The sequence below is a fragment of the Staphylococcus caprae genome (assembly GCF_003966625.1).
GTDB classification, from domain to species: Bacteria; Bacillota; Bacilli; order Staphylococcales; family Staphylococcaceae; genus Staphylococcus; species Staphylococcus caprae.
The window spans coordinates 1,084,416-1,109,785 of record NZ_AP018587.1 but is presented as its reverse complement, the minus strand read 5'-3'; the positions used below and the strand labels follow the sequence as shown (position 1 = coordinate 1,109,785).

The following is a 25,370-nucleotide window of genomic DNA, read 5'->3' as shown; positions in this document are numbered from 1 at the left end:
CTTATGAAATTAATGAATAAAATTATTGTTCCCGTGACTGCTAGTGCACTGTTACTAGGTGCTTGTGGTTCAAACGCAACTGAATCTAAAGACAACACGCTTATTTCTTCAAAAGCAGGTGATGTAAAAGTTGCTGACGTAATGAAGAAAATTGGTAAAGAGCAAATTGCGAATACTTCATTCAATATCGTTTTAAACAAAATCTTAGTAGATAAATATAAGGATAAAGTGAATACTAAAGATGTTGATGAAGATATTAAAAAAGAAGAAAAGCAATATGGTGGTAAAGATCAATTTGAAAGTATGCTTAAACAACAAGGTATGTCACTAGATGATTATAAAGAACAGAAAAAACTATCTGCCTACCAAAAACAATTACTTCTAGATAAAGTAAAAGTTTCTGATAAAGAAATTAAAGATGACTCTAAGAAAGCTTCTCATATTTTAATAAAAGTAAAATCAAAATCTAGCGATAAAGAAGGCTTATCTGATAAGAAAGCTAAAGAAAAAGCTGAAAAAATCCAAAAAGAAGTAGAAAAAAATCCTAGCAAGTTTGGTGAAATAGCTAAGAAAGAATCAATGGATAGTTCTTCAGCTAAGAAAGATGGTTCATTAGGTTATGTCATTAAAGGTCAAATGGTAGATAGCTTCGAAAAAGCGCTATTTAAATTAAAAGAAGGTCAAGTTTCTAAAGTAGTTAAAACAGACTACGGTTACCATATTATCAAAGCAGATAAAGAAACAGACTTTAATAAAGAAAAATCTAATCTTAAAGAAAAAATTATTGAACAAAAAGTACAGAAAAAACCTAAATTATTAACTGATGCTTACAAAGACTTACTAGATGATTACAAAGTTGATTATAAAGACAGAGATATTAAAAAAGCTGTAGAAGATTCTATCTTAGACCCAGATAAAATCAAACAACAACAACAGCAACAACAATCATCTCAAGGTGGCGCGTCAGGCTCTTCTGGTTTAACAAGCAGTGCTTCTTAAAACTTACTAAACGTTGTTAAATGGTTTAAACTTTTGCATTTAAGCGTTAAAGTGTTATACTATAGTTAACAAAGATATCAAGCGTATATGCACCAAATCCCCTCACTATGCCAGTAGTGAGGGGATTTTTTATGGTGTGGCTATTCTTGTGTGTCGCCTATTTGCGTTTACCGTTGCGGTTGCGTAGCCAATGCGCAAATAATGCAACGATACAACCACTTGTTGCTGTGGTCATGATGTGTACAAAGATATCAAAAAGCATATATGCACCTCCTTCCCTTGTCATATTGACGCCTGAGAAGAGAAGATAGGCGACTTATATATTATAACATTGAACTTTCTTGGATTAAATTTGAAATAAAAAAAGTGCAAAGCTTCTATATCTATGTAAATAATGATTTGGTCACAAATTTGATGTAAATTCGTACCATTATTCATAGGAAAGCTTTGCACTTCTAATTCTAATTAATCTAAACTTGTTGGATTGTAAAATTGTCTATTTTCCAAACCAAAAATTCTTTCAGTAAATTGCCCTTTGTCTGTTTTCTTGAAGGCTTTCTCAAACATGTTCATTTTAGCATCGATATTATCAATAAAGAACAAAATTTCAGCTTCTTTTAAATGTGGTAATTTAGGTGATCCAAATTCCATTTTACCGTGATGCGCTAAAATCATATGTCTTAACAACATCACCTCTTCACCTTCTATACCTAATTCTTTAGCTGATTCAGCTACTTCATCACTAGCGATAGAAATATGTCCAAGCAAATTACCTTCAACTGTATAAGTTGTTGCAACAGGACCACTTAATTCTCTTACCTTTCCTAAGTCATGTAAAATAATCGCACTGTATAATAAGCTTCTATTCAACAACGGATATATATCACAAATCGACTTAGCTACACGTAACATTGTTAACACGTGATAACTTAAACCGCTCGCAAAGTTATGATGATGTGAACTTGCAGCAGGATACGTAAAGAAACTATCTTGATATTTCTTTATTAAATGTCGTGTAATGCGCTGTAAACTTGCGTTTTCAATTTCTAACATAAAATGAGAGAGCTCTTCTTGAATTTCCCCGGGTGTCATAGGTGCGCCATCAACAAAATCTTTCGTCGATAAGTTATCTTCTGGTTTCGCTAAGCGCACCTGATTCACTTTCATTTGTTTACGACCACGATAATTAATCACATCACCTTTAACGTGAACAATTTCCTCAGGTTTTAATGTTTGCATATCTTCTTTGGTCGCAGTCCATAATTTAGCTTCTATATCGCCACTTTTATCTTGAAGGTAAAGCGTCATATAGTCCTTACCTTGTGCAGTTACACCTTGCGTTGCACGGTGAATCAAGAAAAAGTGATCAACTGAATCGCCGGGATTTAAATTCTCTACATTTCTCATTATTTCCCGCCTTCCTCTAGTTTATTTAAAATAATCATTTCTTTAGATGGAATCATATTATCTTTAGTGCAAGTGAAATAAAGCACTTGATAATTTTTAGATAAATCTCTTAAATAATTTAACATTCTTTCTTTTCTATGTTTATCAAAATGAACGAATGCATCATCGACAATAATTGGGAAAGGATAATACGGTTTTAAAACTTTAATTAAACTAATTCTTAAAGCAACATATAACAACTCTTTAGTAGATTGACTTAATTCCATTGGTTCAAATACTTGTCCGTTGGCATGTTTAACGCGAATCGTATCATCTTCTGAATAATTGATCATCGTATAAGCATTATTAGTTAAGTATTTAAATATTGAAATTGCTTCATTAATAACTTGAGGTAAACGCTTATCTTTAATTTGTTTAATATGTTCCTCTACTAAGTTTTGAAGATAACTTAAGCTTGCCCAATCTCTCGCAATATCGTTGAGTCTATTTTTCAAGCTATAATATTCATGTCTTAAATGCGCTAATGTTGTATCTGTTTCCATGTGATTAATTTGTGCATTTAAATCACTTACCTCAGCTTGCATCTCGAGATATTGGTCATTATATTCATCAACTTGTCTAGCTAAAGTACTATCTTCCTCATCTAATTGAGCTGTTGTTTTTTCACTTAATTTTGAGCTCATTTCGTATGAATAGTTTTGATTCTCAAGATATTTTGTTAAATCATTAAAACGATTTAAATTATTATGATACGTTTCATAGTCTTGATGATGCTTATAATAGCTTTCTTCATCTTCAACACTCACATGATTAAATAATTCCTTAATGACACTGTTGTTTTCATTTAAACGCGTTTTAAGTTGTTTAAGTTCACTTGAGAGTAATTGTGTTTCATCTTGATTTTTACGCCAACTATCGTTATTTTCTTCAGCGTTTTTCAACCACTGTTTAACATCATGGAAGAATGACATTTTATTAAAATAAGTAAAATGAGATTGTGTAACATCTTCAGCATGTTGGTAAAATTGGTCGATTTCATTAACTAGTTGTGTGCGCTTCTGATTTAACGCTTGTACGTATTTATCATGTGATTTGATATTCCCCATTGTTGTAATGCTATCGACAATAAGTTCATCAGAAATCTTAGGCGATAAATGTAATTCTTCTTTTACTTTATCGATGCTTTCTGTTAATGAATGAAGACGATGTTGTGCTTCGTTCATCGTTTGATTTAAATAGTTATGTTTTTCATCTAACATTTCTTTAGTTTTAATAGCATTTTGCCATTGTTCACGAATACGATGCTGATGATCTAAATCAAATTCTAAATCATAGTTGCTTTCAAGTTGATCGAGTTGATTCTCTAAGTCATTAATTTCTTGAGCCATTGCTGTACTGTAATCAACATCTTTAGTTTTTGATAGGAAAATACCTACAATAAAGATGACAGTCAAAATTGCAAAAATAATACCAAATATCATATTTGCTGTTACAAATGAAAAGACAGTAAGTGCCGCACCAATCAGTGCTAGTACTATAAATGAAATTCTCAATAGTTTCTGACGTTGATTTTTACGAACCTGTTCTTCTTCAAATGATTCTTTTAATTTTTCATATAAATTCTCTTTTTCATGAAGTTCCAACACTTGTTGTGCGTATTCTTTTTTCTTCTCAAATGTTTCTTCAGGAACTAAATCATTTTCAAGTTGATCGAGCTCATTGGTATTGGAATTACGTTCAATTTTATTATCTTCAATGCCACGCTCTAATTGTAAAATATAGGCACTTTGTTCTTGCTTACCTCTAATTTGTTCACTTACATGACTTTTCATTGCTTCAGAACTGTCCACTTCATGATGAGGTTCATTCCATCCTATATTTGCTTGTAGACTGTCCTTCTCTCGTTGTTTATCTGAAATATCTTTTTCAATTGAACGTAGTTCATATTCTTTTTGTTTAATTTCCTCTTCTTGTTGATACAGTCCATTAAACGCATCGATATCTTTCTGCTCTACAGGATGAATGCTTTCAGCGTCTTTATTTAATTGCGCTAAACGTTCCTCTCTAAGACCAATATCTCTTTCTAGTGACTGCTTATGAGACTTCGCAGTTTCATATCGATCTATGCCCTTTTCAGGAAAATGGATAGGCTGAATATTAAGCACTTGTTCTAAATCTTTCCATTCTTGAGTTTGATCATGAAGTGCCACTTCTTTTTGTTTAGCTTCATGCATCTTAGACAACTGATTTAAGTTTTGTTTCAAATGCTCTAAACGACGTGAGGATTTGTCTTTTTCATCTACTAATCGATGATACGTATCTAATTTACTCTCTTCTTCACGTATTTGACTTTCAAGTTGTTTAAGTTGTTCTATCTGCTGATTAATAATTGGATTCTTGCCTGATTTCTTGTATAACTCGTCCTTTTTATGACCAATTGTGTCTCTCATACTTGTGAATTCAGTAGATCCAAGTGCACCCGCTTGTAATAAATAATCTTGTAATTGCTTTTCATCGAGATTACGGTGTATGTCTTGTAGACCTAATACATTAAATGAGAATATACCTTGATATGTCTTTTTAGAAATATAATTTAATTTCTTATTAAGCCAAGCCTCATCACGCACTGTACCGTCAGCGAGATATACCTTAACATCGCCTTGTGCACTACCTTTGATTCTTTCTACTTCAGCTTCTATACCATCATCAAATATTAAGGCTAACTTTCCACCGTATTGATTACCTAAACGTGGCTCAAGTCTAGGCTCTTTAGACTTTTTAGTAGGGAAACCAAATAAAATAGAATGGATAAATGCTTGTACAGTTGATTTACCTGCCTCATTTTCACCAAAAATTTCAGTGAATCCTTTATTAAAATTGATTTTACGCTGAACAAATTGACCATATCCATATATTTCAAGCGATTTAATTATCATTTTGTTCACCTCTCAACTCATCTTTTAACAGACTTTCCGCATGATTGACTAATTCAGTTCTATCAAATTCTGTATAATCATCTAAGAATTTTGAAGCTCTTGGATTAAGATACAAGTCACTCATAGCAGAATTAAATACTGAGGCATCTTCTAATAAATCAGAAGAAAATTCTTTCACAAGAGGTGATTCATCATTTTGAACATATTGAATATTTAAATCCTCTATGAATACGAATTGATTTTCATTTTCTTCAAATTCTGTAATCATTTCTTTCACTTGGATAAGATCTTGAGGGGCAATGGTATCTTCACTATTAACCATTACCTTTAATCGATAGAACGCTTTACCTTCAGGTCTTACCTTGTCTTTGAATGATTGAATGTCCTCATATAAACCTTGTTTAGAGGTATGATCTGTATTGATCGTGGCCTCTTCAAATTTAATATACTGTGTAGGATAAAATTCTGTAGTCAATTTGAGATGGTCACCCTCTATGAGCAAACATCCTTTTTCTCCTAGCTCGTTGAAATGTCTACCTTGGATATTACCTGGATAGTTAATCACAGGCATATCACTTAATTGTTCACGTTCATGAATATGTCCTAACGCCCAATAATGATAGAGGCGACTATTTAAATCTTCTAATCGGAATTCAGTATAGCGATTATTTATAGACGATTTGCTATAAGTGCCATGTAGAACGCCGATATGTATTCCTTTTTGTCCCTGACTTGAAGGATAGGAATCAATTTTATTTTCATAACTCGTATCATTCTGATAACTAAATCCATGTATAAAAATGGTTTCCCCGTCTTTAGTGATGGCTTGATAGGTTTCTACTTGATTCGAAAATACAGAAACATTGTTAGGCCAATTTGCAGATATTTTTGAAGTCAAAGGATCGTGGTTTCCATGACATACGTATACAAATATTTGCTCTTTACGCAATCTTTCAAATTGTTCCTTTAGGAAGACTTCCGCACGGAGCGTACGATTCTCATTATCAAATAAATCACCCGCGATAATGATAAAATCTACTTCTTTTTGTAATGCTAAATCTACAATATTTTTAAAACTTTCATATGCACTTTTTTGAACATCTTCAAATATTTTAGGACTCAAATGACTTTTAGATTTGAAGGGACTGTCTAAGTGTAAGTCGGCACAGTGTATAAATTTAACCATAAGTTTAATTCTCCTTAGAAAAGCCGTAAAGTTAAAAGATATAATGCAATTTGAATGTACTTCAATTATTGATAAAAATAAAAAAAGTTAGCATTAAGATAGATGAATGACAATAAATTAATAAACTATGTATCATGAAAAATAACTTTACTTTATATTTAATTATTTTACCATAACACTTAAAGTTCAGTCGACGACTAAGAGTATCATTCATCTGAAAATTAGGCGTCATATAATGGAATTGAACTGAATACGAAATTTAACTCAAATGATGGTGCCTAATCATATGAAAAAAGCCTTAGAAAGATTATAATCATAACCTTTCTAAGGCAAATATTAAGTCTAGAAGTTGTATCTTCCAAACTAAATCTAAAGACCTATCAATTAGTCAGCGTAAATTTCATCTAATGGTTTTACGATGATTTGGTTGATTTCTTGGAATACTTGGCTCATTTTTTGCTCAGCATTCATTAATTCAGAGATATTTTCATCTTTTTCGATTTCTTGAGCTTGTTCTTGAGCTTTTTGTAAGTCTTCTTCAGGAATTTCTTCACCTTGCATTTGTTTTTGTTGGAAACTGATTTGAGTTTCACGGAATTCATCAAATAATTTTTTTGATTCTTCGTTTTCTTTAACTTTTGCAAATGCATCTTTAATCGCTTTATATTCGTCACTGTCTCTTAAAGCTTGTTCTAATTGATTTGCATAATCATATAAATTTACTGCCATAGTTCATTGCACTCCTTTGAGTTAATTTGTGTTTTAACCACTCACAAATAACTTTAACATATATGTCACCGTTAGACAAAGATTGCAATCACACCTTGGAATAAACCGATAATACCTCCAAGAATAAAACCTAATGACATGATTAATTTTAATTCTTTATTGGTAATTTCTATAATTAAATTTTCAATATAATCTAATTCGAACGTGTTAATTTGATCTTCGATGAGTTGTCGTAAATTAATCTTTTGCATAATTTTTGTAAGATGTTGAGAAATATTATGCACAATGACAGATGTTATTTTAGTTGCTGCTTCATTTTCCAAATAATGAATCAATTGAGGTGCTAATTCGCTTATAGGCATTCGTGCTTTATCATTCAAATTCATATACGATAAAACAAGTTCACTTGTTGACTTGGAAATATTTTCAAATTGTTCTTTATCAATTAATTCAATTAATGTTTTATTCTTTAGCGTCTCATATTCGTTTCGAATCACTTGATTAATAATCGTACGTGCTTTCGGATGTTGAGTAAGACGAATCAATTCATGCTGTATACGCTCCGCGATACTTTCCTTTGTCATAAACATTTGTAGAAGACCTACTATTTTTCCCTTTTCCTGGAAAAAGGTATCCAGCATATCATAAATATCATGCGCACCTTTATCTGAGTTTAAATAAACCTTTGCTCGTTCACATAATAAATCTGCTATATCTTCTACTTTATGGTCAGCTAATTCGATAAGTTCTTTGGGAAGCAAATGGTGTATTGTTTCGTGTTGATGATTATAATAGAAGGCGTTCAATTGCCCTTCAATTGCGGGGCTAACCTTTCCATCTATCACTTCATGAATATTAATATCAAAGAACTGTGCAAAATTTTCAATTGTTGCATCTTTACCTTTGAGTTTATGAATTTGTGTAAGAACTAAATCATGAATCGCGTCTCTTGATTGAGGTTGGTTGAGTTTCTCGCGAATCATTTCCTCTGTAATTAAATGGTCTTCAATGACTTGGCCTATTTTATTCGCAATCTCATCTCGTCGTTTGGGGATTAATCCAGGTGTGAATGGGATTCGCATTTTAAAAATATAATATGGTTTAAATGGGTGGAATAACATTCGTATTGCGATAACATTTGTAATACCACCGATTAAAGCGCCAATAATGGCCATAAAAACAATAATTAAAAAGGCATGCATATCCTTGACTCCCTTGTATCATTTTAAATGTGTTTCGATTATAACACCATTTAACCTTTCACTCGTGCTATTAAACTTTGACTTAAACTAAAATAATAAAAATAAAACGATGAAATCAAAAGATTGAGTTCATCGTTACGTGTAAATATTATTATCATAGCGTTAATCTATCATTTTAATAAAGTGACTAAATCGTTTCTAGATTCTACTATCACTTTTCAAAGAGAATTAGATGTGTACTAATTCTTCTTTAGCATTTCTGTTGAAATATGTTTCTGCTTCTCTCATTTTAGAAGTACCGAAGATAGGTTGTTTATCAGCGTTTAACACACGGTAAATATTGCTCACTTTATTGCTTTGTAAAATAAAGCCATTACGTGTTTCGATTGTATTCCAATAAATATCGCTTGTTGTTGCGTGATTTGGATACGCACAATGATTTCTTGAAATCGTTTGTACGATTTCTAAAGGATCACATCCAAATGTGCTATTTAATACATCTGAATCTCTAAATAATGCACAAATTGATACACATGTCGTCCAGTTAGGTAAAACTCTTTCTTTTTCAATTTGTACTAATGTTTTCTTTGAAAGGCCAATTGTTTGGGCCATTGTATCTTGCGTATAACCCGCTTCAATACGAACCATTTTAAATTTTGTCTGAATTAAATCTGTGAAACTCTGTCTATCCATTCTATTTATCTACCTTTCTAATTGGAAATATTTTATCCGGACACAAGAAATTGCAATTATACACATTTCTTGAAACACAAATTACATCTTAATATATTTTTAATAAAAATAAAAGAGTGAATCGTGTTTTTCTACCTATTTTTATTAAAGGCAAAATTATCAAAATAATTAAATATTTACATTTAACGGTATCCGCTCAACTTTAATTTGAATTTTAAATTGAGTACTAATAAATTGAACTTTTTATGACAATTAAATTAATTTATTTTCCATCGCATAAATTGCTGCTTGTGTTCTATCCGTGACTTGCAACTTATTAAAGATATGACTGACGTGTGTTTTGATAGTCTTTTCCGAGACAAACAGGGTTTGAGCAATTTCTTTATTCGTCTTCCCTTTCACCATTTCTCTCAAGACCTCTACTTCGCGCTTGGATAATTTATTTGTAAAATGAGGTTTCTTAGATACAGCTTCAATTACATTTTTAGCTTCTGGGTGAATAATACGTTCACCGTTTAAAACTTTATGTATCGTTTCAATAAGTTTCTGAGGTTCGACATCTTTCATCTCATAACCATCTGCGCCTTTATCGATGGCTGAAATCACATGTTCGTCATCCACGTAACTCGTTAATACTAATACTTTAATTTGTGGATATTGTTTTTTTAGTATTTCTGTAATCTCTATCCCGTTCATTTCCGGCATAACTAAGTCTAACAATACGATGTCAGGTTGTTCATTTTCCTTTAAAAATGATAAGAACGATTGCCCGTCAGAAAAGCCTTTGACTACTTCTAAATCTTCAACTGTTGAAAGTAAAAATTCTAATCCTTGTCGTACGATATGATGATCATCTACTAATACTACTTTATGCATAATGTTTCTCCTTTTTAATTACTTTAAAGGTATCCTAATTGATATCGACGTACCCTGTTGAGGCGTTGAATTGATGTCTATTTTACCATCCATCGCATGTGTACGTTGCTTAAGGTTCTTCAAACCATTAGAAGTATTATCATTGATTGAGTTAAGGTCAAATCCCTTTCCTGAATCAACAATTTGAATGATTAAATGTGCTTTATCTTGTGTTAAATGCAAGAATACTTCATTGGTATCCGCATGCTTTCGAACATTATTCATTGCTTCTTGTATCATACGATAGACATTTTCTTCAATATAATTGGATAAATCAATCAGACCATCAACATGCACTTCTAAATCAAGATTTAAGACATGGCTATAGTTATTTAAAGCATGCACCAGCCCATGTTCTAACCCGACAGGTTTTAACTGCCATATCAGTGCTCTCATTTCATTCACAGCATTTTGACTTGTTTCTTCAATTGTTTTAAAGGCCTTTTTAGAGAATTCATCTTCAGTCATACCTTGAGCTGCATGGGCAGTTAATTTTAATGAGAATAACATCTGATTGACCGAATCGTGAAGATCACGTGCTAACCTATTCCGTTCATTAATTTTAGCTGCCTCTTTCTCTCTATCCGTAAGTAAAATACGTTTAATTGCAGAACCGATTTGAAATGCTACGGACTCCAGTAATTCTAAATCTTCTTCACTATAATGTTGTTTGTTCGAAGAAGCGACATTAAGTAGTCCAAATTGTTCTTCACCGGAACGAAGAGGCACAGTTGCATGATGCGTAATACCTTCCGTTTCTTCATGATATGCACGATTTGCTAAATTAATTCTCGAACAATTGATGATATTAGAAGCCTTCGTTAGCTTCCTATTATGATATGCCTGTACACACCAACAGCTTCCTTCTGTCATATAATGGCACTCTTTTTTCGATAATGCACCAGGGAGGTCAACTGCTGATACAAGTTCATGCTCACCTTCCTGATTGATGAAGAATATCCATCCCGTAGTGAAGTCACTACCATCTATCAGTGAACGTAAACCCCCATGCATCATGCTATACATTTCAGTTTCCTCATTAAGAAACTCTGCTATTTCCTTTAGCAATGCGAGTCTAGTTGGCTTCTCCATTTTATCGCCCCAATACTTTATCCATATTATTTACATTATACATGGGTTCGCTTTATTTTAAAAATAGAGTTAAATACATCATTGAAAAGTGTTTGAGGATTCATTTTTCAAAAAATAAACATGATATAGAGAATAAATAATTTGTGATATGATGATATAGAAACTATAGGAGGATATTATGAAATTTACGATACCTGAACAATATAATGAATATACGTTAAGAGAGATATTTCAACAATTGAAACTTCCTAAGAAGGATTTACATCAACTGAATATGTCAAAAGAGATAAAAATCAATGAGCAACAAGCTAAATTAACTGACAAAGTTGTCACTGGGGACGAAGTCATTGTGCCTACGCCAAAAGAAAAAAGTAATTATTTACCTAGTTATCGTTACGCACAAATCTATTATGAAGATAATGATTTAGCCATCGTTATGAAACCTAAAGGTGTTAAAACGCATCCTAATGATTTAAAAGAAAGTAACACTTTAATGAATCACATTATTTATACGATAGATAGTGACTATGTTGAGCCAATCCATCGTCTTGACCAAGAAACAGTGGGCTTACTGATCGTAGCAAAGAATCCTATCATGAAGAAAATATTGGATAGAATGTTAGAAGATAATCAAATTACGCGTGTCTATAAAGCAAATGTAAAAGCATTGTTGCCTATTAAACCACAAACGATAGATATGCCTATTGGTAAGGATAAATTTCATCCTAATAAACGCAGAATTTCAAATACTGGCCAACGTGCGATTACACATATCTTAAGTTCTCAAATGATTAAAGAAGGCGTCTGTCAACTTGATATTAAATTAGACACGGGGCGTACACACCAGATACGTGTACACTTGGCTGAAATAGGTCATCCTGTCATTGGTGACCCTCTGTATGGCGATTCTACATTACGTCAATTAGAATTAAACAGTCATCAAATCGAATTCATTCATCCACTTACACACGAACTGATTTCAGTAAGTTTAGATGATAAGAAATAGTTGAGGATTGAAGCTCGATACCAAAATAAAAGCAAAGAAGGAACATTAGACAAATTATAAATGTCTAATGTTCCTTTACTTTAGTTATTTAAATGAATTTTAGTGAGGATCAACCATATCTTCTGGTTTAATCCATTCTTCAAATTGTTCTTCTGTCACATAGCCACTATTAATAGCTGATTCTTTTAAAGTTAAACCTTCTTTGTGAGCTTTTTTAGCAATTTGAGCTGCTTTTTCATAACCAATATGAGGGTTAAGTGCAGTAACTAACATTAATGATTGATTTAAGTAATTATTAATGTTCTCTTCGATTGGCTCAATACCTACAGCACAATTATCATTAAACGTTTGCATACCGTCAGCTAATAAATAAATTGATTGTAGCGTATTATGAAGAATAACTGGTTTAAACACGTTCAGTTCAAAGTTACCTTGTGAACTTGCGAAACCTACAACAGTATCATTACCCATCACTTGTACTGCTACCATCGTTAACATTTCACATTGAGTAGGATTAACTTTACCCGGCATGATAGATGAACCTGGTTCATTTTCAGGAATAGAAATTTCAGCTAAACCAGCACGTGGACCTGAAGCTAACCATCTCACATCATTAGCTATTTTCATTAAATCGCCAGCTAAAGCTTTAAGTGTGCCATGTAATTGAACAACTTCATCATGGGCTGTCAATGCATGGAATTTGTTTTCAGATGAAACAAATGGATAACCTGTATTATCTGAGATGAATTTTGCAACTTTATCACCAAATTCTGGATGCGCGTTAATACCTGTACCTACAGCTGTTCCACCAATAGCTAAGCTAAGGATATGTTTTTTAGATTCGCTTAGCAATTCTTCACATTTGTCTAACATGTAGCGCCAACCACTGATTTCTTGGCCTAATTTAATTGGTGTTGCATCTTGTAAATGTGTACGTCCAATTTTAATAATTGATTGATATTGGTCTTCTTTTTCTTTTAATGTATTACGTAAGTTTTTAAGTGCTGGTTCTAATTTTGTTTCAACTTCATGATATAAAGCGACATGCATAGCTGTAGGAAATGTATCATTAGAACTTTGTGATTTATTAACATCATCATTTGGGTGAATTGATTCATCACTATGATGTTCTTTTAAGTATTCATTTGCTACGTAGCTGACAACCTCATTCACATTCATGTTACTTTGTGTACCACTACCTGTTTGCCAAACGACTAATGGGAAGTGTTCATCTAACTCTCCCTTTAAAATACGGTCGCAAGCATATACGATTGCGTCTTTCTTTTCATCACTTAACTTACCAAGTTCATGATTGGCTAACGCAGCACCTCTTTTTAATTGTGCAAACCCATAAACGACTTCAATTGGCATACGTTCTTTACCTACTGGAAAGTTACGTTTACTTCTTTCAGTTTGAGCACCCCAATATTTATCTCCAGGTACTTCAATTTCTCCAAAAGTATCATGTTCAATTCTGACTGACATACATTTCTCTCCCCTTATTGTCTTTATTTATTTGTAGTATAGCACTATTTAATTTAGATGGGCAACGATGAGGTGAAACGTTTACATAATAAAAATGACCCTAATTACTTTGCTTATCTACTAAAATAATTAAGGTCTCAACTATGTGAAATTTAAGAATGTTTATATTTAGTTTTAGTCGCTTGAACAATCGCAATTGCTAATAATATGAATAATATGGCGCTTATTACTATTGTAATAGGACTTATTTGGACTAAAAATCCTAAAATGCCAGTAAGCCGGCTATAAAAATCATTCAAGGTATAAATCAGTATACCTGTAATTGCTAAACAACAAATGACGCTAATGATTACACCAGATTGATTACTTTTAATAAACGTTTGTGCACTCACGTCATCTACTAATCCTTTAGAGAGATTAAGTTGTAATTGCACAATTTTAAAAAGTAAGGGCAAGTATAGTGCTCCTAAAGCAAGAGGAAAGCCTTTGACTGAGATTAAACTTATAATCACAGTCGCTATCATTAAATGTATCCAATATTTTCCTAGCATATTTTAAATCTCCTTGTGTTAATCACTATTAAGTATGATATCACAATTGTGATTGATGAGGGAGATAAGCATTGTTCAAAGTTGATTGGTGACATAAATTTTCAAAAATAAAAAAACTGAGATGTATTAATGATCTCAGTTTCCTTAAACATTTTGGCAGTAGATGGTGAAATTGAAAGTGTGCTTATAACAAGCTTCTTACAATTTTATCCATCCTTCTTGCCTCATTATTAAATTATTTATCTTGTAGGTCGGAACGTACGTCTTCGTCATGAGATTGATTCAGTTTGTCTTCATCATTCTCTTCTGAAATTTGCTCCATTTCTTTACCTAATTCTTTCAAATCATCTAAATCTGTCACCATTGCATTTTCTTCTTCATGATAATTCAATTTAGATTCTTGTTCTTTAGCCATTGTTTTCCCCCACAATCTCTATGGTTAGACAAAACGTGCTGTGAAGTACTCTTTAACGTCTTCAGGTAAACCTGCAGCCGCTTCTTTATCTAAGATAACATTAACCATACGATGTGCTTTTAAATCTGCTGGTTCATAACTAGATTTACCATTTTCACGATATAATTTCTCAATCACATCACGTTTATTGCTACCAGTGACTACTAAGAAGATTTCTCTAGCTTCCATTAAACCTTGTCGTACGCTAACATCTAATTTGCCACTTTCATCTATAGAAAGAACTTGAAGGATTAATTTTCCTTTATTTTCTTTCGTTTTCATTTTATCTGAGATAAATTCAATTGCATCTTTTTCATAAGAGATTGAATAAACTTGACTTTCAGGTACTCCTAAAGCTTCATAATAAGAGCGATTGTCGTCATAATCTAAGATATTGATTTGACTAAAGTCTACAGCGTGTGTATCAACGTTTTTCTTAAGTTCATCTAAAACAGGCGCTTGGTCCTTGTCTAAATGAAATCCTGCAATTGTTGTAGGATTGTTATTAAATTGTTTACGAATAATATCAGCAGCGTATTCTGCTACTCTTTCATTATTATCAAATACTTTAAAGTTCATTGCCATATTCATTACACTCCTCTAAGTTTGCTCTTTACATAGAATGATTGATATTAATTTCAAATATACCCTTTTGAGTTATTTGTCAAACCAAACTATTACGCTTTAATGTCAATTCTTCATGTTTAAATATAACATTTCTATCTACATTATTACATTCACTTTTATTTTTCCTGAAAATTAATTTATGAAAGATTTGGAAATTGTTGTTGTCTCAACGCCTCATAAATAAGTAATGCGGCTGTATTAGATAAGTTCAAAGATCTAATTTTATCACTCATAGGTATTCTTAATGCTGTATCTGCATATTTCTCTTTCACCCAATTAGGAAGACCAGTTGTTTCTCTACCGAAAATAAAATAATGTTCCTCTTCAGTATTTGAAAAATTAAAATCACTATAAGTTTGTTTTCCAAATTTAGTTAACAAGTAATAATTTCCTTCAGTACTTTCAAAGAACGCTTCAATACTTTCGTGATAAGTAATATTTACATGCTCCCAGTAATCTAAACCAGCCCTTTTTAACATCTTATCGTCTGTACTAAATCCTAAAGGTTTAATAAGATGTAAATGTGTAAGTGTTCCTGCACACGTTCTAGCAATATTGCCTGTATTTGCAGGTATTTCTGGTTGGAATAAAACGATATGATTCGTCATAGTTAGTCTCTCCTCATTTCCAAGCCTTTTTTCATTTCAACTTGGACTTCCTCTATTTCTTTTTCAAAATTTTCATTTATAAAATGTCGTGCGTCTTCTCCTTGAATTTGTCCTATAGCCCAATAAGCTGTTCCTCTAATCATTGGTCTAGGATCATTTAAGGCGACTTCTTTAAGTTCAGGAATCGCATTTTCTTCCTTAAAATGCGCTAAGGCGATAATCGCATTTCGTTGAATTGGCTTTTTACCTCTCCAAGCACCAGCTAAATGCCCGTAAGTATTTTTAAATTCTTTGTTACTCATTTGAAGTAATGGGACTAATCGCGGCTTTAATATTTCTGGTTCAAGAACGATATCGTCATGTTGCGTATTAATACCTCTATTTTTAGGACATACTTGTTGGCAAGTATCACATCCATATAAACGATTGCCAATTTTATAACGATACTCATCCTCTAAATAGCCTTTCGTTTGAGTTAAAAAGCTAATACATTTTTGACTGTTTAATTGGCCATTTCCCACCAAAGCACCGGTAGGACAACGGTCTACACATATCGTACAGTCTCCACAACTATCTAAAATAGGGTCATCAGGCTCAAATGGTATGCTTACTAACATTTCTCCTAAATATGTCCATGTACCTAATTCAGGTGAGATAACAAAACCATTTCTGCCTACAAAACCTAATCCAGCTCTTTCAGCTACTGCCCTATCAGATAAGACACCAGTATCTACCATAGATTGTATTTCAACATTTGGCACTCGTTCTCTAAGAAATTCACTCAGTTTATCAAGTCTTTTCCGCATAATTGTATGGTAGTCTTGTCCCCAAGAAGCTCTTGCGAACATACCTCGTCTGTCTCCTCTTACACTTTTAGGTGCACCCTTCAATTTATTCGGATAACCTACCGCAATAGCAATAATAGAACGCGCACTTGGTAAACTTAATTTAGGTTCAGTTCTTAAAGCTATATCGGACTCTTCAAATCCAGATGCGTACCCTCTGGAATGATAACTTTCTAATTTCTGTTTTAGCTCATCAAATGGATCTGCAGTTGTGAAACCTATACTATCAATACCTATAGAATGAGCATAGTCTATTATCTCTCTTTTTAACTGCTTGTAATCCACAGCTTTGCCCCCTCACAAAAAATTACATATGCCATTTTAACACATGTTCGCTTTTCATAGCGTTTTAGGGTTTTATTTTTTACAAAAAAGAGCAGAACCGAAATCAAATTCTCATAGAATGATTTCAAAATTCTGCCCTACTTAAAAAGTATTTATATATTATAATACGCGTGATAAGAAGTTTTGTGTTCTTTCGTGTTGAGGGTGTTCAAATATATCTACTGGCGAGCCTGATTCGACAACCACCCCATCTGCCATAAATACTACTTTGTTACTGACTTCTTTAGCAAAGTTCATTTCATGCGTGACAATAACCATCGTCATACCGTCTTTGGCTAAATCTCTCATTACTTTCAATACATCACCAACAACTTCAGGGTCTAAAGCAGATGTGGGCTCATCAAATAAAAGCACATCTGGTTTCATTGCTAAAGCTCTCGCAATCGCGACTCTCTGTTTTTGACCTCCAGATAATTGATTAGGATAAGCCTCTGCTTTGTCTTTTAATCCAACTTTGTCTAGTAAATTTAAAGCTATTTCTTTAATTGTGCCTTGATTATCTTTATGTAAAAGCTTAGGAGCTAGCATGATATTTTCAATTACTTTTTTATGTGGAAATAAGTTAAAGCTTTGGAAGACCATTCCCATTTTCTGTCTTAATTCGTCCAAATGAACGTTCTTTTCAGTTAAATCATTACCTTCAAAAATGACTTGCCCTTTTGTTGGCGTTTCGAGTAAATTCATACAACGTAGCAACGTACTTTTACCACTACCAGATGGCCCAATGATAGCTACAACTTCTCCTTGTTTCACTTCTAAATTAATATCTTTAAGTACTTCGTTATGTCCGAATGTTTTGTTTAAATTTTTAATTTTAATCACTAGCCTTCATTCTCCCTTCAACTAAACTCATGATGCGTGAAAGTGCAAACGTTAAAATAAAGTAAAGGACTGCGGCAATGAGTAATGGCGTGAACGGATCGAATGAAATACCTTGCACAACTTGTGCATTAAACATAATCTCTCCAACACCAATCGTTGAAACAATTGAAGATTCTTTAATAAGGGTCACAAATTCGTTTCCTAAAGCAGGCAATATATTTTTGATTGCTTGTGGCATGACCACAAATTTCATTGTTTGGCTATAATTTAAACCTAAACTTCTTGCTGCTTCTGTTTGTCCCTTATCAACTGCATTAATTCCTGCTCTTATAATTTCAGCAATATATGCTGATGAGTTAATCACAAGCGCAATGGTTCCGCATATAAGTGCTGACACATCTAGTCCTAACGCCGCAGTTGTTCCAAAGAAGACGATAAACACTTGAACTAGCATAGGTGTTCCTCTTAAGAATTCAATGTATATACTTGCTAACCAAGATAAAGGTTTAAATTTACTTAATTTCATTAAAGCAATCAATGCACCTAAGATTGAACCTAAGATGACCCCAATAGATGAAATGAGAATTGTATCTTTAATACCTTTAATAAAGAAACTTCCATATTTAGTAAAGAAGTTACCATCATCTTGCATATCTTCAGCAGCTTTATTCATATAACTATCGATTAGGTTTTTACTTTTAACTTCATCAATCGTTTGATTAAGATGTTTAAGTAACTCTGGTGAATCTTTTGGTAAAGCAATACACGTAGGTTTCTTTTCTTCATTAAATTTAACATCTGCAAAATCTAACTCAGGATTTTGTTTTAAATAAGCTTCGGCTACTGGTTTCTCAATAACGGTACCGACAACCTTACCACTTTTCAATGCTAATATCGCATCAGGTAAACGACTTAAAGAAGAGATTTGACCATTATTGATTTCATTTTGAGCAATTTTCTCTTGTTCTGTCCCTTTTTGAGCTGCTATCTTTTTGCCGTCAAAGTCTTTTAAACTTTTGTATTGATTTTTTTCTGATTTTTTAACTAACATAGTATTATTTGTCATCATATATGGTTCTGTAAAATCAACTTCCTTTTTTCTTTCAGGCGTTGTTGTCATACCAGAAATGATGATGTCTATTTTCCCAGTTTTCAAAGCACCTAAGAGGCTATCAAATTGCATATTCACAATTTTTAATTTTAAGTGATTATCTTTTGCTATTTTCTTAGCTAACTCAATATCTACACCCGCATATTCAGTTTTCCCGTGGACTGTCTTCTCAAATTCTAAAGGTGCGTAATCTGCTGATAACCCCACTCTTATTTCTCCACGCTGTTTAATTTTGTTCCAATTTGAATCTTCTTTAGCACTAGCAATAGGATTTATGTATATCATTGCAGAGCTTATAAGTATAGCGATGACTATAATTATCTTGAAAGTTTTGTTCATACTTAATGAGCCCTCCTTAATAAATATACATTATTATACATTTTTATTTATTTTTATGCAATTCTTTTTCTGAAAATTAAGGCAAAAAAATAAGCAATGTCTCAACGTTTATGTTGAACACATTGCTTTCCAGCTCATCTTATTATTCTTTAGGTATTTCAAATTGGTAAATTTCATCACTATAAGAATGAATAAATTTCTTACATAAATGATGAACAATAAATGCTCCAGTAAAAGGCACGACAAAATAACCAATGATGAGCATGATGATATTAAAAGACGTGTCTCCTGACATACGATTAAGTGCATTAATTGGTCCGACTAAACCAGTATATCCAAACCCTGCTGATAAAGGCGTTCCTTTAATATTTAATACGTATGCCACAATTCCGCAAATAATGCCATTCACAGTTAGAGGAATAGCGATAATGAGATGCTTTAAATAAACAGGTATCATCATCTTCGCAGCACCAATTAATAACACTAAGTTCACTCCAATTGAATTCACTCTCAAAGATCCGAATAAGAATGTGACACATGCGGCAACAATTCCCATATTCGCTGCCCCACTACCTAAACCAGTCAAACTAATTGCTGTAGCGATAGCCACTAGTGAAATTGGTGTAACCATTAATAAAGAAAAAGTTACACATATTAGTATAGACATTAACAAAGGATTTAACTCGGTAAATCCATTCACAACTCTTCCAATTGATTGAGTAATCACTTGTACATACGGCAAAGTAAGTAACCCAATGACTCCACTTATGACTGGGACTAAAACTGGAAGAATAATCATTTCAAATGAACCGAGCTTTCCTTCTAAGAACATGTAAATAAAACAAGCTAATGCAACTACAACAATAACATTGATGATATCTCCAATACCTTTTAATTCAATTCCTTTGTTACTAAAATGAACAACACCGGAACCAAGCATTGCTGACGTACCAATGATTGCTGCACCAGCACCTTTAAATTTAAATTGATGTGCAGCTAATACACCAATAATAAATGCCATAAATGACTGAATAACAATGACAAGCTGATATACAGTTTCTAATAAATGGTTCCCTTCCTTAAAGAACTTTAATAATTCTCCTAACAAAGCATTAGGCAAAAGTGCAATGACAACTCCAGCACCTACAGCATTTAATATATTATTAAAAAAAGACTTTCCATTAACATGCGAATTACTCATTCTGAATCCTCCAAATATCACATTAGATTAATAGTATTATAGATAAACCAGATAAACAATAACTAATTATTGAAACTGTATATTGAGAATTATAAAAATGATTAGATAGTAAGCCCTTTTACTTCTGAAAGGCAGTATTATAGAATTTATTCAAGCAAGACCAATGAGTTAAAGAAACTTTGGAATTATTTATTCCTGTGAAGAAAAAATTAAAATAATAGCTATCTTTTAAAGTTTCGATAAATTTAAACAACTTATTTTATATAATTTTAATTAAGTTGTTGTAATTATTTCTTGGACGTGCTAATTTGAAATTAAATTCTTATGCTAATAAGGAGTTTTAATATGAGTGCTAAAAGTGCTAGAACAATTTTTTCTGAAAATCTTCAAAGATTAATGAGAAATAAAAACGTAGACCAAAAAGAATTAGCTGAAACAATAGGAGTAACACAACCTACAATCTCTAATTGGATAAAAGAAATCAAATATCCTAGAATTAAGAGAATACAATTATTGGCTGATTATTTTAACGTTCCTAAATCGGAATTGACTGAAGAACATAGTATTGTAACCAAAAATGCAATAGCAGCTTATATAACTCCCGATGTTACTGAAGAAGAAATGAAAGAAATTATAAATTTCATAGAATACATAAAAAGCAAATGAAATAGCGATAAATAAAGAGAACGCTCATTTACTAATAAATAACTATTAGTATAGGTGTGTTCTCTTTTTTATAAAAAACATGCACTATTTAACCTCTAATAGGAGTTGGTCGATGATATTAATATTAAATACAAGAAGAACACTTATAAAATAGAAAGTCTTATCTTAAGTAATAATTTTTTTAAATTTCAACATCTAGGAAGTGACATCAATGTTATTATATTTATTCTTTACACTATTAATCATTTTTGCAGTATCTACTGTAGTATTAATCATTCTACTTATCATTAGCAAGGTTAATAAGAAAAGTATTAAACCTTATGTGATAAGCACTAGTATAACTTTAGTATTAACAATAATATTTTTAGTTTTAACTATCTTTTTCCATCATATTAACGAAAGAAATAAAAAAGAAATGTATCCGCCAAAAACTGTGGAATTAAAAGATGGTTCATATGAAGTAGGTAAAGATCTCGAACCAGGTCACTATACGATTTCATCAAAAAATAATAAAGGTTATATTGAAATTAAAACTGTAGAAGACTGGTCATTTGAAGAAAAATTCGGAAAAGATTACGGTACATTAGATAATGCAACAACTCCAACTATTACAACTTATTTAATGGAAGGAGACAAAATTAATCTTGATAAAGCTGAACTAACTACTTTTAAACCAAAACATCAAACATTTACAAATCCAATTTCCACAGGCGTATGGATTGTTGGTAAAGATGTTAAACCTGGTAAGTATAAAATTTACACTACATTTAGCCATGATATAGGAGGAAATTTCAAAATATTTAATAGAGACGGTAGTCTAGACAAAGAATACATTCTTGTAGGCAAAGATTCAGACCGACCATATGATACAGAAGGCGCTGTTACATTGAAAAGTGGACAAATTTTAATTCTTAATCACATGTATTCAGTAAGTTTAGAAAAAAAATAAACAAAGTAATAAGGTAGCTTAGTCTACCTTATTTTTTTGAAGAAAGTTACAACATGAAATTAACAAAACTAAGTAATATCATGTAATAAGCAATTAAATGATTTACAGAATTAAAGTTAGAAATATTTTTAAACAGTACCAAAAATAAATCTGCACCTAGATATGTTTCAGTTTCTAAATCTTTAATAAAGTTATTACTTAATTACATTGATCATCACACTTCATCTATTGAGGGATATGTTTTTATAAACAATGATAAACAAATAACTAACTCTTCTGTTAATAAATCTATTAGAGAAGCATGTTCCAAATTAAATATACATAGAAATTTAACTAGTCATGCATTTAGACATACACACGCTTCTATGCTCATACATGAGGGATTAAATATATATCATATCTCTAAAAGATTAGCCACTCATCTATAAACGTAACATTAAAAGATTACGGACATTTATTAAAAGAAACATACGAACAAGACAATAAAAAAGCACTAAAATTGATTGAAAATTTGTGACCAAAATTAATCTTAAATTAATAGTTTTGTGACCACGATGTGACCAAAAAATAATGCCTATATGTGTCTAAATGAATAAAAAAAGAGTGAAAACGTTGATTTAACAACATTCTCACTCTAAAAGTTCCTAAAAGTATATAAAATAATACCGGTGGTCGGGATCGAACCGACACTCCAAAAAAGGAACGGGATTTTGAGTCCCGCGCGTCTGCCAATTCCGCCACACCGGCTCAATAGATAAATAAAAAACTTCCCTCTGGAAGTATACTATGGAGCGGAAGATAGGACTTACACCTATACCTCGTTCCGGGAAGGAACGTGTTCTAAAAGTTGAACTACTCCCGCTTAATATAAAATTTAATGGAGCGGAAGATAGGACTTGCACCTATATCTCATTCCGGGAAGGAATGTGTTCTAAGAGTTGAACTACTCCCGCTTAATTAACATGGAGGCGGCAACCGGATTTGAACCGGTGATAAAGGTTTTGCAGACCTCTGCCTTACCACTTGGCTATGCCGCCAATAACTGGGCTAGCTGGATTCGAACCAGCGCGTGACGGAGTCAAAGTCCGTTGCCTTACCGCTTGGCTATAGCCCATTAATAATAAGGGCGGTTGAAGGGAATCGAACCCTCGAGTGTCGGAACCACAATCCGATGCGTTAACCACTTCGCCACAACCGCCATGGCAGGGGCAGTAGGAATCGAACCCACATCAAAGGTTTTGGAGACCTCTATTCTACCGTTGAACTATGCCCCTATTCAGATGGTGGAGGGGGGCAGATTCGAACTGCCGAACCCGAAGGAGCGGATTTACAGTCCGCCGCGTTTAGCCACTTCGCTACCCCTCCATGAGATGGTGCCGGCCAGAGGACTTGAACCCCCAACCTACTGATTACAAGTCAGTTGCTCTACCAATTGAGCTAGGCCGGCTTGCTTAAATGGTTCAGGACAGAGTCGAACTGCCGACACATGGAGCTTCAATCCATTGCTCTACCAACTGAGCTACTGAACCGTAATAAATAAATCGTAATGGCGGTCTCGACGGGAATCGAACCCGCGATCTCCTGCGTGACAGGCAGGCGTGTTAACCGCTACACTACGAGACCTATAAAGAAAATATTGCGGGAGGCGGATTTGAACCACCGACCTTCGGGTTATGAGCCCGACGAGCTACCGAACTGCTCCATCCCGCGATAATAATAATGGCGGAGGAAGAGGGATTCGAACCCCCGCGGCCCGTTAAGGCCCTGTCGGTTTTCAAGACCGATCCCTTCAGCCGGACTTGGGTATTCCCCATTATTTATAGGTAAATCGCTATTAAATTAATTAAAATGGCGGTCCCGACGGGAATCGAACCCGCGATCTCCTGCGTGACAGGCAGGCGTGTTAACCGCTACACTACGGGACCATTGATAAACGGAGGAAGAGGGATTCGAACCCCCGCGAGCCGTTAAGCCCCTGTCGGTTTTCAAGACCGATCCCTTCAGCCAGACTTGGGTATTCCTCCAAAATTATATGGACCTTGCAGGACTCGAACCTGCGACCGAACGGTTATGAGCCGTTAGCTCTAACCAACTGAGCTAAAGGTCCTAAATATAATCCTACAACTAATAAGTAGTGGCGGTGGAGGGGATCGAACCCCCGACCTCACGGGTATGAACCGTACGCTCTAGCCAGCTGAGCTACACCGCCGTTATGTAGTTTATAAATTAAATATGGTGGAGACTAGCGGGATCGAACCGCTGACCTCCTGCGTGCAAAGCAGGCGCTCTCCCAGCTGAGCTAAGCCCCCATATTAATATGTACTATCGGGAAGACAGGATTCGAACCTACGACCCCTTGGTCCCAAACCAAGTGCTCTACCAAGCTGAGCTACTTCCCGTAGAATAAGCGCGCCCGATAGGAGTCGAACCCATAACCTCTTGATCCGTAGTCAAACGCTCTATCCAGTTGAGCTACGGGCGCATATAATTTAAAAGATGGTGCCGAGGACCGGAATCGAACCGGTACGGTGATCTCTCACCGCAGGATTTTAAGTCCTGTGCGTCTGCCAGTTCCGCCACCCCGGCAAAATAATGGAGCGGAAGACGGGATTCGAACCCGCGACCCCCACCTTGGCAAGGTGGTGTTCTACCACTGAACTACTTCCGCATATGCGGGTGAAGGGAGTCGAACCCCCACGCCGTGAAGGCGCTAGATCCTAAGTCTAGTGCGTCTGCCAATTCCGCCACACCCGCGTATCTAATGGTGAGCCATAGAGGATTCGAACCTCTGACCCTCTGATTAAAAGTCAGATGCTCTACCAACTGAGCTAATGGCTCTATAGATGGTGCCGGCCAGAGGACTTGAACCCCCAACCTACTGATTACAAGTCAGTTGCTCTACCAATTGAGCTAGGCCGGCTTATTTAATTAAATGGTGGAGAATGACGGGTTCGAACCGCCGACCCTCTGCTTGTAAGGCAGATGCTCTCCCAGCTGAGCTAATTCTCCAATTATATATTGCCTGGCAACGTCCTACTCTAGCGGGACGTAAGCCCGACTACCATCGGCGCTAAGGAGCTTAACTTCTGTGTTCGGCATGGGAACAGGTGTGACCTCCTTGCCATTGTCACCAGACAAGTGAATGAATTGTACATTCAAAACTAGATAGTAAGTAATGATTTTGCGTCGCAAAACGTTTTAA

23 protein-coding genes, 25 tRNA genes and 1 rRNA gene are annotated in these 25,370 nt (G+C 33.9%); 5 read left to right on the top strand and 44 right to left on the bottom strand.

Annotated elements, in window-relative coordinates; all coding sequences use genetic code 11:
- The first annotated feature begins 3 nt into the window (after nucleotides 1–3).
- Nucleotides 4–999, top strand: a complete 996-nt coding sequence (gene prsA / locus JMUB898_RS05395; protein ID WP_002443543.1) for a peptidylprolyl isomerase PrsA — start codon at nucleotides 4–6, stop codon at nucleotides 997–999.
- A gap of 157 nt (nucleotides 1,000–1,156) precedes the next feature.
- On the opposite strand, the gene JMUB898_RS05390 is transcribed toward prsA, so the two are convergent.
- The 9 genes from JMUB898_RS05390 to JMUB898_RS05350 all read right to left on the bottom strand — a co-directional run bounded on the left by JMUB898_RS05390 (nucleotide 1,157) and on the right by JMUB898_RS05350 (nucleotide 11,159).
- Nucleotides 1,157–1,261: a type I toxin-antitoxin system Fst family toxin gene (locus tag JMUB898_RS05390; RefSeq protein WP_037541522.1), complete on the bottom strand. Its 105-nt coding sequence runs from the start codon at nucleotides 1,259–1,261 to the stop codon at nucleotides 1,157–1,159.
- 203 nt (nucleotides 1,262–1,464) lie between these two features.
- The gene (yhaM, locus tag JMUB898_RS05385) at nucleotides 1,465–2,406 is read right to left on the bottom strand and encodes a 3'-5' exoribonuclease YhaM (protein ID WP_002443545.1); all 942 of its coding nucleotides are present in this window, start codon (nucleotides 2,404–2,406) and stop codon (nucleotides 1,465–1,467) included.
- Nucleotides 2,406–5,342: an ATP-binding protein gene (locus JMUB898_RS05380; protein WP_044466433.1), complete on the bottom strand. Its 2,937-nt coding sequence runs from the start codon at nucleotides 5,340–5,342 to the stop codon at nucleotides 2,406–2,408. Before JMUB898_RS05380 ends, yhaM begins: the two co-directional genes overlap by 1 nt.
- Complete coding sequence (locus JMUB898_RS05375; protein WP_002443549.1) at nucleotides 5,332–6,528, bottom strand: metallophosphoesterase family protein; 1,197 nt, start codon at nucleotides 6,526–6,528, stop codon at nucleotides 5,332–5,334. The genes JMUB898_RS05380 and JMUB898_RS05375 overlap by 11 nt, the downstream gene beginning before the upstream one ends.
- A gap of 384 nt (nucleotides 6,529–6,912) precedes the next feature.
- Entirely contained in the window at nucleotides 6,913–7,257 is a 345-nt protein-coding gene (locus JMUB898_RS05370) for a YlbF/YmcA family competence regulator (protein WP_002443551.1), read from the bottom strand.
- 71 nt (nucleotides 7,258–7,328) lie between these two features.
- Nucleotides 7,329–8,459 carry a DUF445 domain-containing protein gene (locus JMUB898_RS05365; protein ID WP_126501941.1) on the bottom strand — a complete coding sequence of 377 codons (1,131 nt, stop codon included), beginning with the start codon at nucleotides 8,457–8,459 and terminating at the stop codon, nucleotides 7,329–7,331.
- 228 nt (nucleotides 8,460–8,687) lie between these two features.
- Complete coding sequence (xdrA, locus tag JMUB898_RS05360) at nucleotides 8,688–9,152, bottom strand: XRE family transcriptional regulator XdrA (RefSeq protein WP_002443555.1); 465 nt, start codon at nucleotides 9,150–9,152, stop codon at nucleotides 8,688–8,690.
- Between the two features lie 252 nt (nucleotides 9,153–9,404).
- The gene (locus JMUB898_RS05355) at nucleotides 9,405–10,028 is read right to left on the bottom strand and encodes a response regulator transcription factor (RefSeq protein ID WP_002443556.1); all 624 of its coding nucleotides are present in this window, start codon (nucleotides 10,026–10,028) and stop codon (nucleotides 9,405–9,407) included.
- 18 nt (nucleotides 10,029–10,046) lie between these two features.
- Entirely contained in the window at nucleotides 10,047–11,159 is a 1,113-nt protein-coding gene (locus JMUB898_RS05350; RefSeq protein ID WP_002443558.1) for a GAF domain-containing sensor histidine kinase, read from the bottom strand.
- Between the two features lie 178 nt (nucleotides 11,160–11,337).
- Here JMUB898_RS05350 and JMUB898_RS05345 point away from each other — a divergent pair, with 178 nt between their 5' ends.
- On the top strand, nucleotides 11,338–12,165 hold the full coding sequence (locus JMUB898_RS05345) for an RluA family pseudouridine synthase (RefSeq protein WP_002443561.1): 828 nt from the start codon (nucleotides 11,338–11,340) through the stop codon (nucleotides 12,163–12,165).
- Nucleotides 12,166–12,264: 99 nt separating this feature from the next.
- On the opposite strand, the gene fumC is transcribed toward JMUB898_RS05345, so the two are convergent.
- The 9 genes from fumC to JMUB898_RS05300 form a co-directional block, all read right to left on the bottom strand.
- On the bottom strand, nucleotides 12,265–13,650 hold the full coding sequence (gene fumC, locus JMUB898_RS05340) for a class II fumarate hydratase (protein ID WP_002443562.1): 1,386 nt from the start codon (nucleotides 13,648–13,650) through the stop codon (nucleotides 12,265–12,267).
- A 152-nt stretch (nucleotides 13,651–13,802) separates the two neighbouring features.
- On the bottom strand, nucleotides 13,803–14,201 hold the full coding sequence (locus JMUB898_RS05335; RefSeq protein WP_002443564.1) for a hypothetical protein: 399 nt from the start codon (nucleotides 14,199–14,201) through the stop codon (nucleotides 13,803–13,805).
- Between the two features lie 235 nt (nucleotides 14,202–14,436).
- Nucleotides 14,437–14,616: an SAS053 family DNA gyrase inhibitor gene (locus JMUB898_RS05330; RefSeq protein ID WP_002443566.1), complete on the bottom strand. Its 180-nt coding sequence runs from the start codon at nucleotides 14,614–14,616 to the stop codon at nucleotides 14,437–14,439.
- Between the two features lie 24 nt (nucleotides 14,617–14,640).
- Nucleotides 14,641–15,240: a 6-phosphogluconolactonase gene (locus JMUB898_RS05325; protein WP_037541523.1), complete on the bottom strand. Its 600-nt coding sequence runs from the start codon at nucleotides 15,238–15,240 to the stop codon at nucleotides 14,641–14,643.
- Nucleotides 15,241–15,419: 179 nt separating this feature from the next.
- Entirely contained in the window at nucleotides 15,420–15,890 is a 471-nt protein-coding gene (trmL, locus tag JMUB898_RS05320) for a tRNA (uridine(34)/cytosine(34)/5-carboxymethylaminomethyluridine(34)-2'-O)-methyltransferase TrmL (protein ID WP_002443570.1), read from the bottom strand.
- Between the two features lie 2 nt (nucleotides 15,891–15,892).
- Entirely contained in the window at nucleotides 15,893–17,020 is a 1,128-nt protein-coding gene (queG, locus tag JMUB898_RS05315; RefSeq protein WP_002443571.1) for a tRNA epoxyqueuosine(34) reductase QueG, read from the bottom strand.
- Nucleotides 17,021–17,179: 159 nt separating this feature from the next.
- Nucleotides 17,180–17,902: an amino acid ABC transporter ATP-binding protein gene (locus JMUB898_RS05310; protein WP_002443573.1), complete on the bottom strand. Its 723-nt coding sequence runs from the start codon at nucleotides 17,900–17,902 to the stop codon at nucleotides 17,180–17,182.
- Nucleotides 17,895–19,352, bottom strand: a complete 1,458-nt coding sequence (locus JMUB898_RS05305) for an ABC transporter substrate-binding protein/permease (RefSeq protein WP_044466434.1) — start codon at nucleotides 19,350–19,352, stop codon at nucleotides 17,895–17,897. Before JMUB898_RS05305 ends, JMUB898_RS05310 begins: the two co-directional genes overlap by 8 nt.
- A 142-nt stretch (nucleotides 19,353–19,494) precedes the next feature.
- Complete coding sequence (locus tag JMUB898_RS05300) at nucleotides 19,495–20,553, bottom strand: PTS sugar transporter subunit IIC (protein ID WP_002443579.1); 1,059 nt, start codon at nucleotides 20,551–20,553, stop codon at nucleotides 19,495–19,497.
- Nucleotides 20,554–20,898: 345 nt separating this feature from the next.
- On the opposite strand from JMUB898_RS05300, the gene JMUB898_RS05295 reads away from it, so the two are divergent.
- The 3 genes from JMUB898_RS05295 to JMUB898_RS12770 all read left to right on the top strand — a co-directional run bounded on the left by JMUB898_RS05295 (nucleotide 20,899) and on the right by JMUB898_RS12770 (nucleotide 22,596).
- Nucleotides 20,899–21,219: a helix-turn-helix domain-containing protein gene (locus JMUB898_RS05295; protein ID WP_002443581.1), complete on the top strand. Its 321-nt coding sequence runs from the start codon at nucleotides 20,899–20,901 to the stop codon at nucleotides 21,217–21,219.
- Nucleotides 21,220–21,430: 211 nt separating this feature from the next.
- Nucleotides 21,431–22,168 (top strand): hypothetical protein, encoded by a 738-nt coding sequence (locus tag JMUB898_RS05290; protein ID WP_002443584.1) that lies wholly within the window; start codon nucleotides 21,431–21,433, stop codon nucleotides 22,166–22,168.
- 122 nt (nucleotides 22,169–22,290) lie between these two features.
- Complete coding sequence (locus JMUB898_RS12770; protein ID WP_306460900.1) at nucleotides 22,291–22,596, top strand: tyrosine-type recombinase/integrase; 306 nt, start codon at nucleotides 22,291–22,293, stop codon at nucleotides 22,594–22,596.
- A gap of 235 nt (nucleotides 22,597–22,831) precedes the next feature.
- Here the strand turns inward: JMUB898_RS12770 and JMUB898_RS05280 are convergent.
- From JMUB898_RS05280 to rrf, 26 genes are all read right to left on the bottom strand, one after another.
- Nucleotides 22,832–22,915, bottom strand: a tRNA-Leu gene (locus tag JMUB898_RS05280).
- A gap of 40 nt (nucleotides 22,916–22,955) precedes the next feature.
- Nucleotides 22,956–23,030, bottom strand: a tRNA-Gly gene (locus tag JMUB898_RS12640).
- Between the two features lie 16 nt (nucleotides 23,031–23,046).
- Nucleotides 23,047–23,121: transfer RNA gene (locus tag JMUB898_RS05275), tRNA-Gly, on the bottom strand.
- Between the two features lie 10 nt (nucleotides 23,122–23,131).
- A tRNA-Cys gene (locus JMUB898_RS05270) sits at nucleotides 23,132–23,205 on the bottom strand.
- Nucleotides 23,206–23,210: 5 nt separating this feature from the next.
- Nucleotides 23,211–23,282: transfer RNA gene (locus JMUB898_RS05265), tRNA-Gln, on the bottom strand.
- 11 nt (nucleotides 23,283–23,293) lie between these two features.
- Nucleotides 23,294–23,366, bottom strand: a tRNA-His gene (locus JMUB898_RS05260).
- Nucleotides 23,367–23,368: 2 nt separating this feature from the next.
- Nucleotides 23,369–23,442, bottom strand: a tRNA-Trp gene (locus tag JMUB898_RS05255).
- 7 nt (nucleotides 23,443–23,449) lie between these two features.
- A tRNA-Tyr gene (locus JMUB898_RS05250) sits at nucleotides 23,450–23,533 on the bottom strand.
- 6 nt (nucleotides 23,534–23,539) lie between these two features.
- Nucleotides 23,540–23,615 (bottom strand) — tRNA-Thr (locus tag JMUB898_RS05245).
- Nucleotides 23,616–23,624: 9 nt separating this feature from the next.
- Nucleotides 23,625–23,697 (bottom strand) — tRNA-Phe (locus JMUB898_RS05240).
- A gap of 18 nt (nucleotides 23,698–23,715) precedes the next feature.
- Nucleotides 23,716–23,791 (bottom strand) — tRNA-Asp (locus tag JMUB898_RS05235).
- A 13-nt stretch (nucleotides 23,792–23,804) separates the two neighbouring features.
- Nucleotides 23,805–23,878: transfer RNA gene (locus JMUB898_RS05230), tRNA-Met, on the bottom strand.
- A 139-nt stretch (nucleotides 23,879–24,017) separates the two neighbouring features.
- Nucleotides 24,018–24,093: transfer RNA gene (locus tag JMUB898_RS05220), tRNA-Asp, on the bottom strand.
- Between the two features lie 9 nt (nucleotides 24,094–24,102).
- Nucleotides 24,103–24,192, bottom strand: a tRNA-Ser gene (locus JMUB898_RS05215).
- A gap of 9 nt (nucleotides 24,193–24,201) precedes the next feature.
- Nucleotides 24,202–24,275: transfer RNA gene (locus JMUB898_RS05210), tRNA-Ile, on the bottom strand.
- 28 nt (nucleotides 24,276–24,303) lie between these two features.
- Nucleotides 24,304–24,377 (bottom strand) — tRNA-Met (locus JMUB898_RS05205).
- Nucleotides 24,378–24,401: 24 nt separating this feature from the next.
- Nucleotides 24,402–24,477 (bottom strand) — tRNA-Ala (locus tag JMUB898_RS05200).
- Between the two features lie 16 nt (nucleotides 24,478–24,493).
- A tRNA-Pro gene (locus tag JMUB898_RS05195) sits at nucleotides 24,494–24,567 on the bottom strand.
- 9 nt (nucleotides 24,568–24,576) lie between these two features.
- Nucleotides 24,577–24,650: transfer RNA gene (locus tag JMUB898_RS05190), tRNA-Arg, on the bottom strand.
- A 15-nt stretch (nucleotides 24,651–24,665) separates the two neighbouring features.
- A tRNA-Leu gene (locus JMUB898_RS05185) sits at nucleotides 24,666–24,754 on the bottom strand.
- A gap of 7 nt (nucleotides 24,755–24,761) precedes the next feature.
- A tRNA-Gly gene (locus JMUB898_RS05180) sits at nucleotides 24,762–24,836 on the bottom strand.
- A gap of 3 nt (nucleotides 24,837–24,839) precedes the next feature.
- A tRNA-Leu gene (locus tag JMUB898_RS05175) sits at nucleotides 24,840–24,922 on the bottom strand.
- Between the two features lie 8 nt (nucleotides 24,923–24,930).
- Nucleotides 24,931–25,006 (bottom strand) — tRNA-Lys (locus JMUB898_RS05170).
- A 6-nt stretch (nucleotides 25,007–25,012) separates the two neighbouring features.
- A tRNA-Thr gene (locus JMUB898_RS05165) sits at nucleotides 25,013–25,088 on the bottom strand.
- 13 nt (nucleotides 25,089–25,101) lie between these two features.
- Nucleotides 25,102–25,177, bottom strand: a tRNA-Val gene (locus JMUB898_RS05160).
- Between the two features lie 11 nt (nucleotides 25,178–25,188).
- Nucleotides 25,189–25,303 (bottom strand): 5S ribosomal RNA (gene rrf, locus JMUB898_RS05155).
- Between the last annotated feature and the right edge of the window lie 67 nt (nucleotides 25,304–25,370).

Bases quoted from the DNA above. Each gene is read 5' to 3' on its own strand.
- JMUB898_RS05325 (WP_037541523.1), bottom strand. From the start codon at position 15,240: ATGGCAATGAACTTTAAAGTATTTGATAATAATGAAAGAGTAGCAGAA.
- JMUB898_RS05300 (WP_002443579.1), bottom strand. From the start codon at position 20,553: ATGAGTAATTCGCATGTTAATGGAAAGTCTTTTTTTAATAATATATTA.
- JMUB898_RS05335 (WP_002443564.1), bottom strand. From the start codon at position 14,201: ATGCTAGGAAAATATTGGATACATTTAATGATAGCGACTGTGATTATA.
- JMUB898_RS05355 (WP_002443556.1), bottom strand. From the start codon at position 10,028: ATGCATAAAGTAGTATTAGTAGATGATCATCATATCGTACGACAAGGA.
- JMUB898_RS05345 (WP_002443561.1), top strand. From the start codon at position 11,338: ATGAAATTTACGATACCTGAACAATATAATGAATATACGTTAAGAGAG.
- xdrA (WP_002443555.1), bottom strand. From the start codon at position 9,152: ATGGATAGACAGAGTTTCACAGATTTAATTCAGACAAAATTTAAAATG.
- JMUB898_RS05305 (WP_044466434.1), bottom strand. From the start codon at position 19,352: ATGAACAAAACTTTCAAGATAATTATAGTCATCGCTATACTTATAAGC.
- prsA (WP_002443543.1), top strand. From the start codon at position 4: ATGAAATTAATGAATAAAATTATTGTTCCCGTGACTGCTAGTGCACTG.
- JMUB898_RS05350 (WP_002443558.1), bottom strand. From the start codon at position 11,159: ATGGAGAAGCCAACTAGACTCGCATTGCTAAAGGAAATAGCAGAGTTT.
- fumC (WP_002443562.1), bottom strand. From the start codon at position 13,650: ATGTCAGTCAGAATTGAACATGATACTTTTGGAGAAATTGAAGTACCT.
- trmL (WP_002443570.1), bottom strand. From the start codon at position 15,890: ATGACGAATCATATCGTTTTATTCCAACCAGAAATACCTGCAAATACA.
- yhaM (WP_002443545.1), bottom strand. From the start codon at position 2,406: ATGAGAAATGTAGAGAATTTAAATCCCGGCGATTCAGTTGATCACTTT.
- JMUB898_RS05290 (WP_002443584.1), top strand. From the start codon at position 21,431: ATGTTATTATATTTATTCTTTACACTATTAATCATTTTTGCAGTATCT.
- JMUB898_RS05330 (WP_002443566.1), bottom strand. From the start codon at position 14,616: ATGGCTAAAGAACAAGAATCTAAATTGAATTATCATGAAGAAGAAAAT.
- JMUB898_RS05380 (WP_044466433.1), bottom strand. From the start codon at position 5,342: ATGATAATTAAATCGCTTGAAATATATGGATATGGTCAATTTGTTCAG.
- JMUB898_RS05375 (WP_002443549.1), bottom strand. From the start codon at position 6,528: ATGGTTAAATTTATACACTGTGCCGACTTACACTTAGACAGTCCCTTC.
- JMUB898_RS05370 (WP_002443551.1), bottom strand. From the start codon at position 7,257: ATGGCAGTAAATTTATATGATTATGCAAATCAATTAGAACAAGCTTTA.
- JMUB898_RS05365 (WP_126501941.1), bottom strand. From the start codon at position 8,459: ATGCATGCCTTTTTAATTATTGTTTTTATGGCCATTATTGGCGCTTTA.
- JMUB898_RS05390 (WP_037541522.1), bottom strand. From the start codon at position 1,261: ATGCTTTTTGATATCTTTGTACACATCATGACCACAGCAACAAGTGGT.
- JMUB898_RS05295 (WP_002443581.1), top strand. From the start codon at position 20,899: ATGAGTGCTAAAAGTGCTAGAACAATTTTTTCTGAAAATCTTCAAAGA.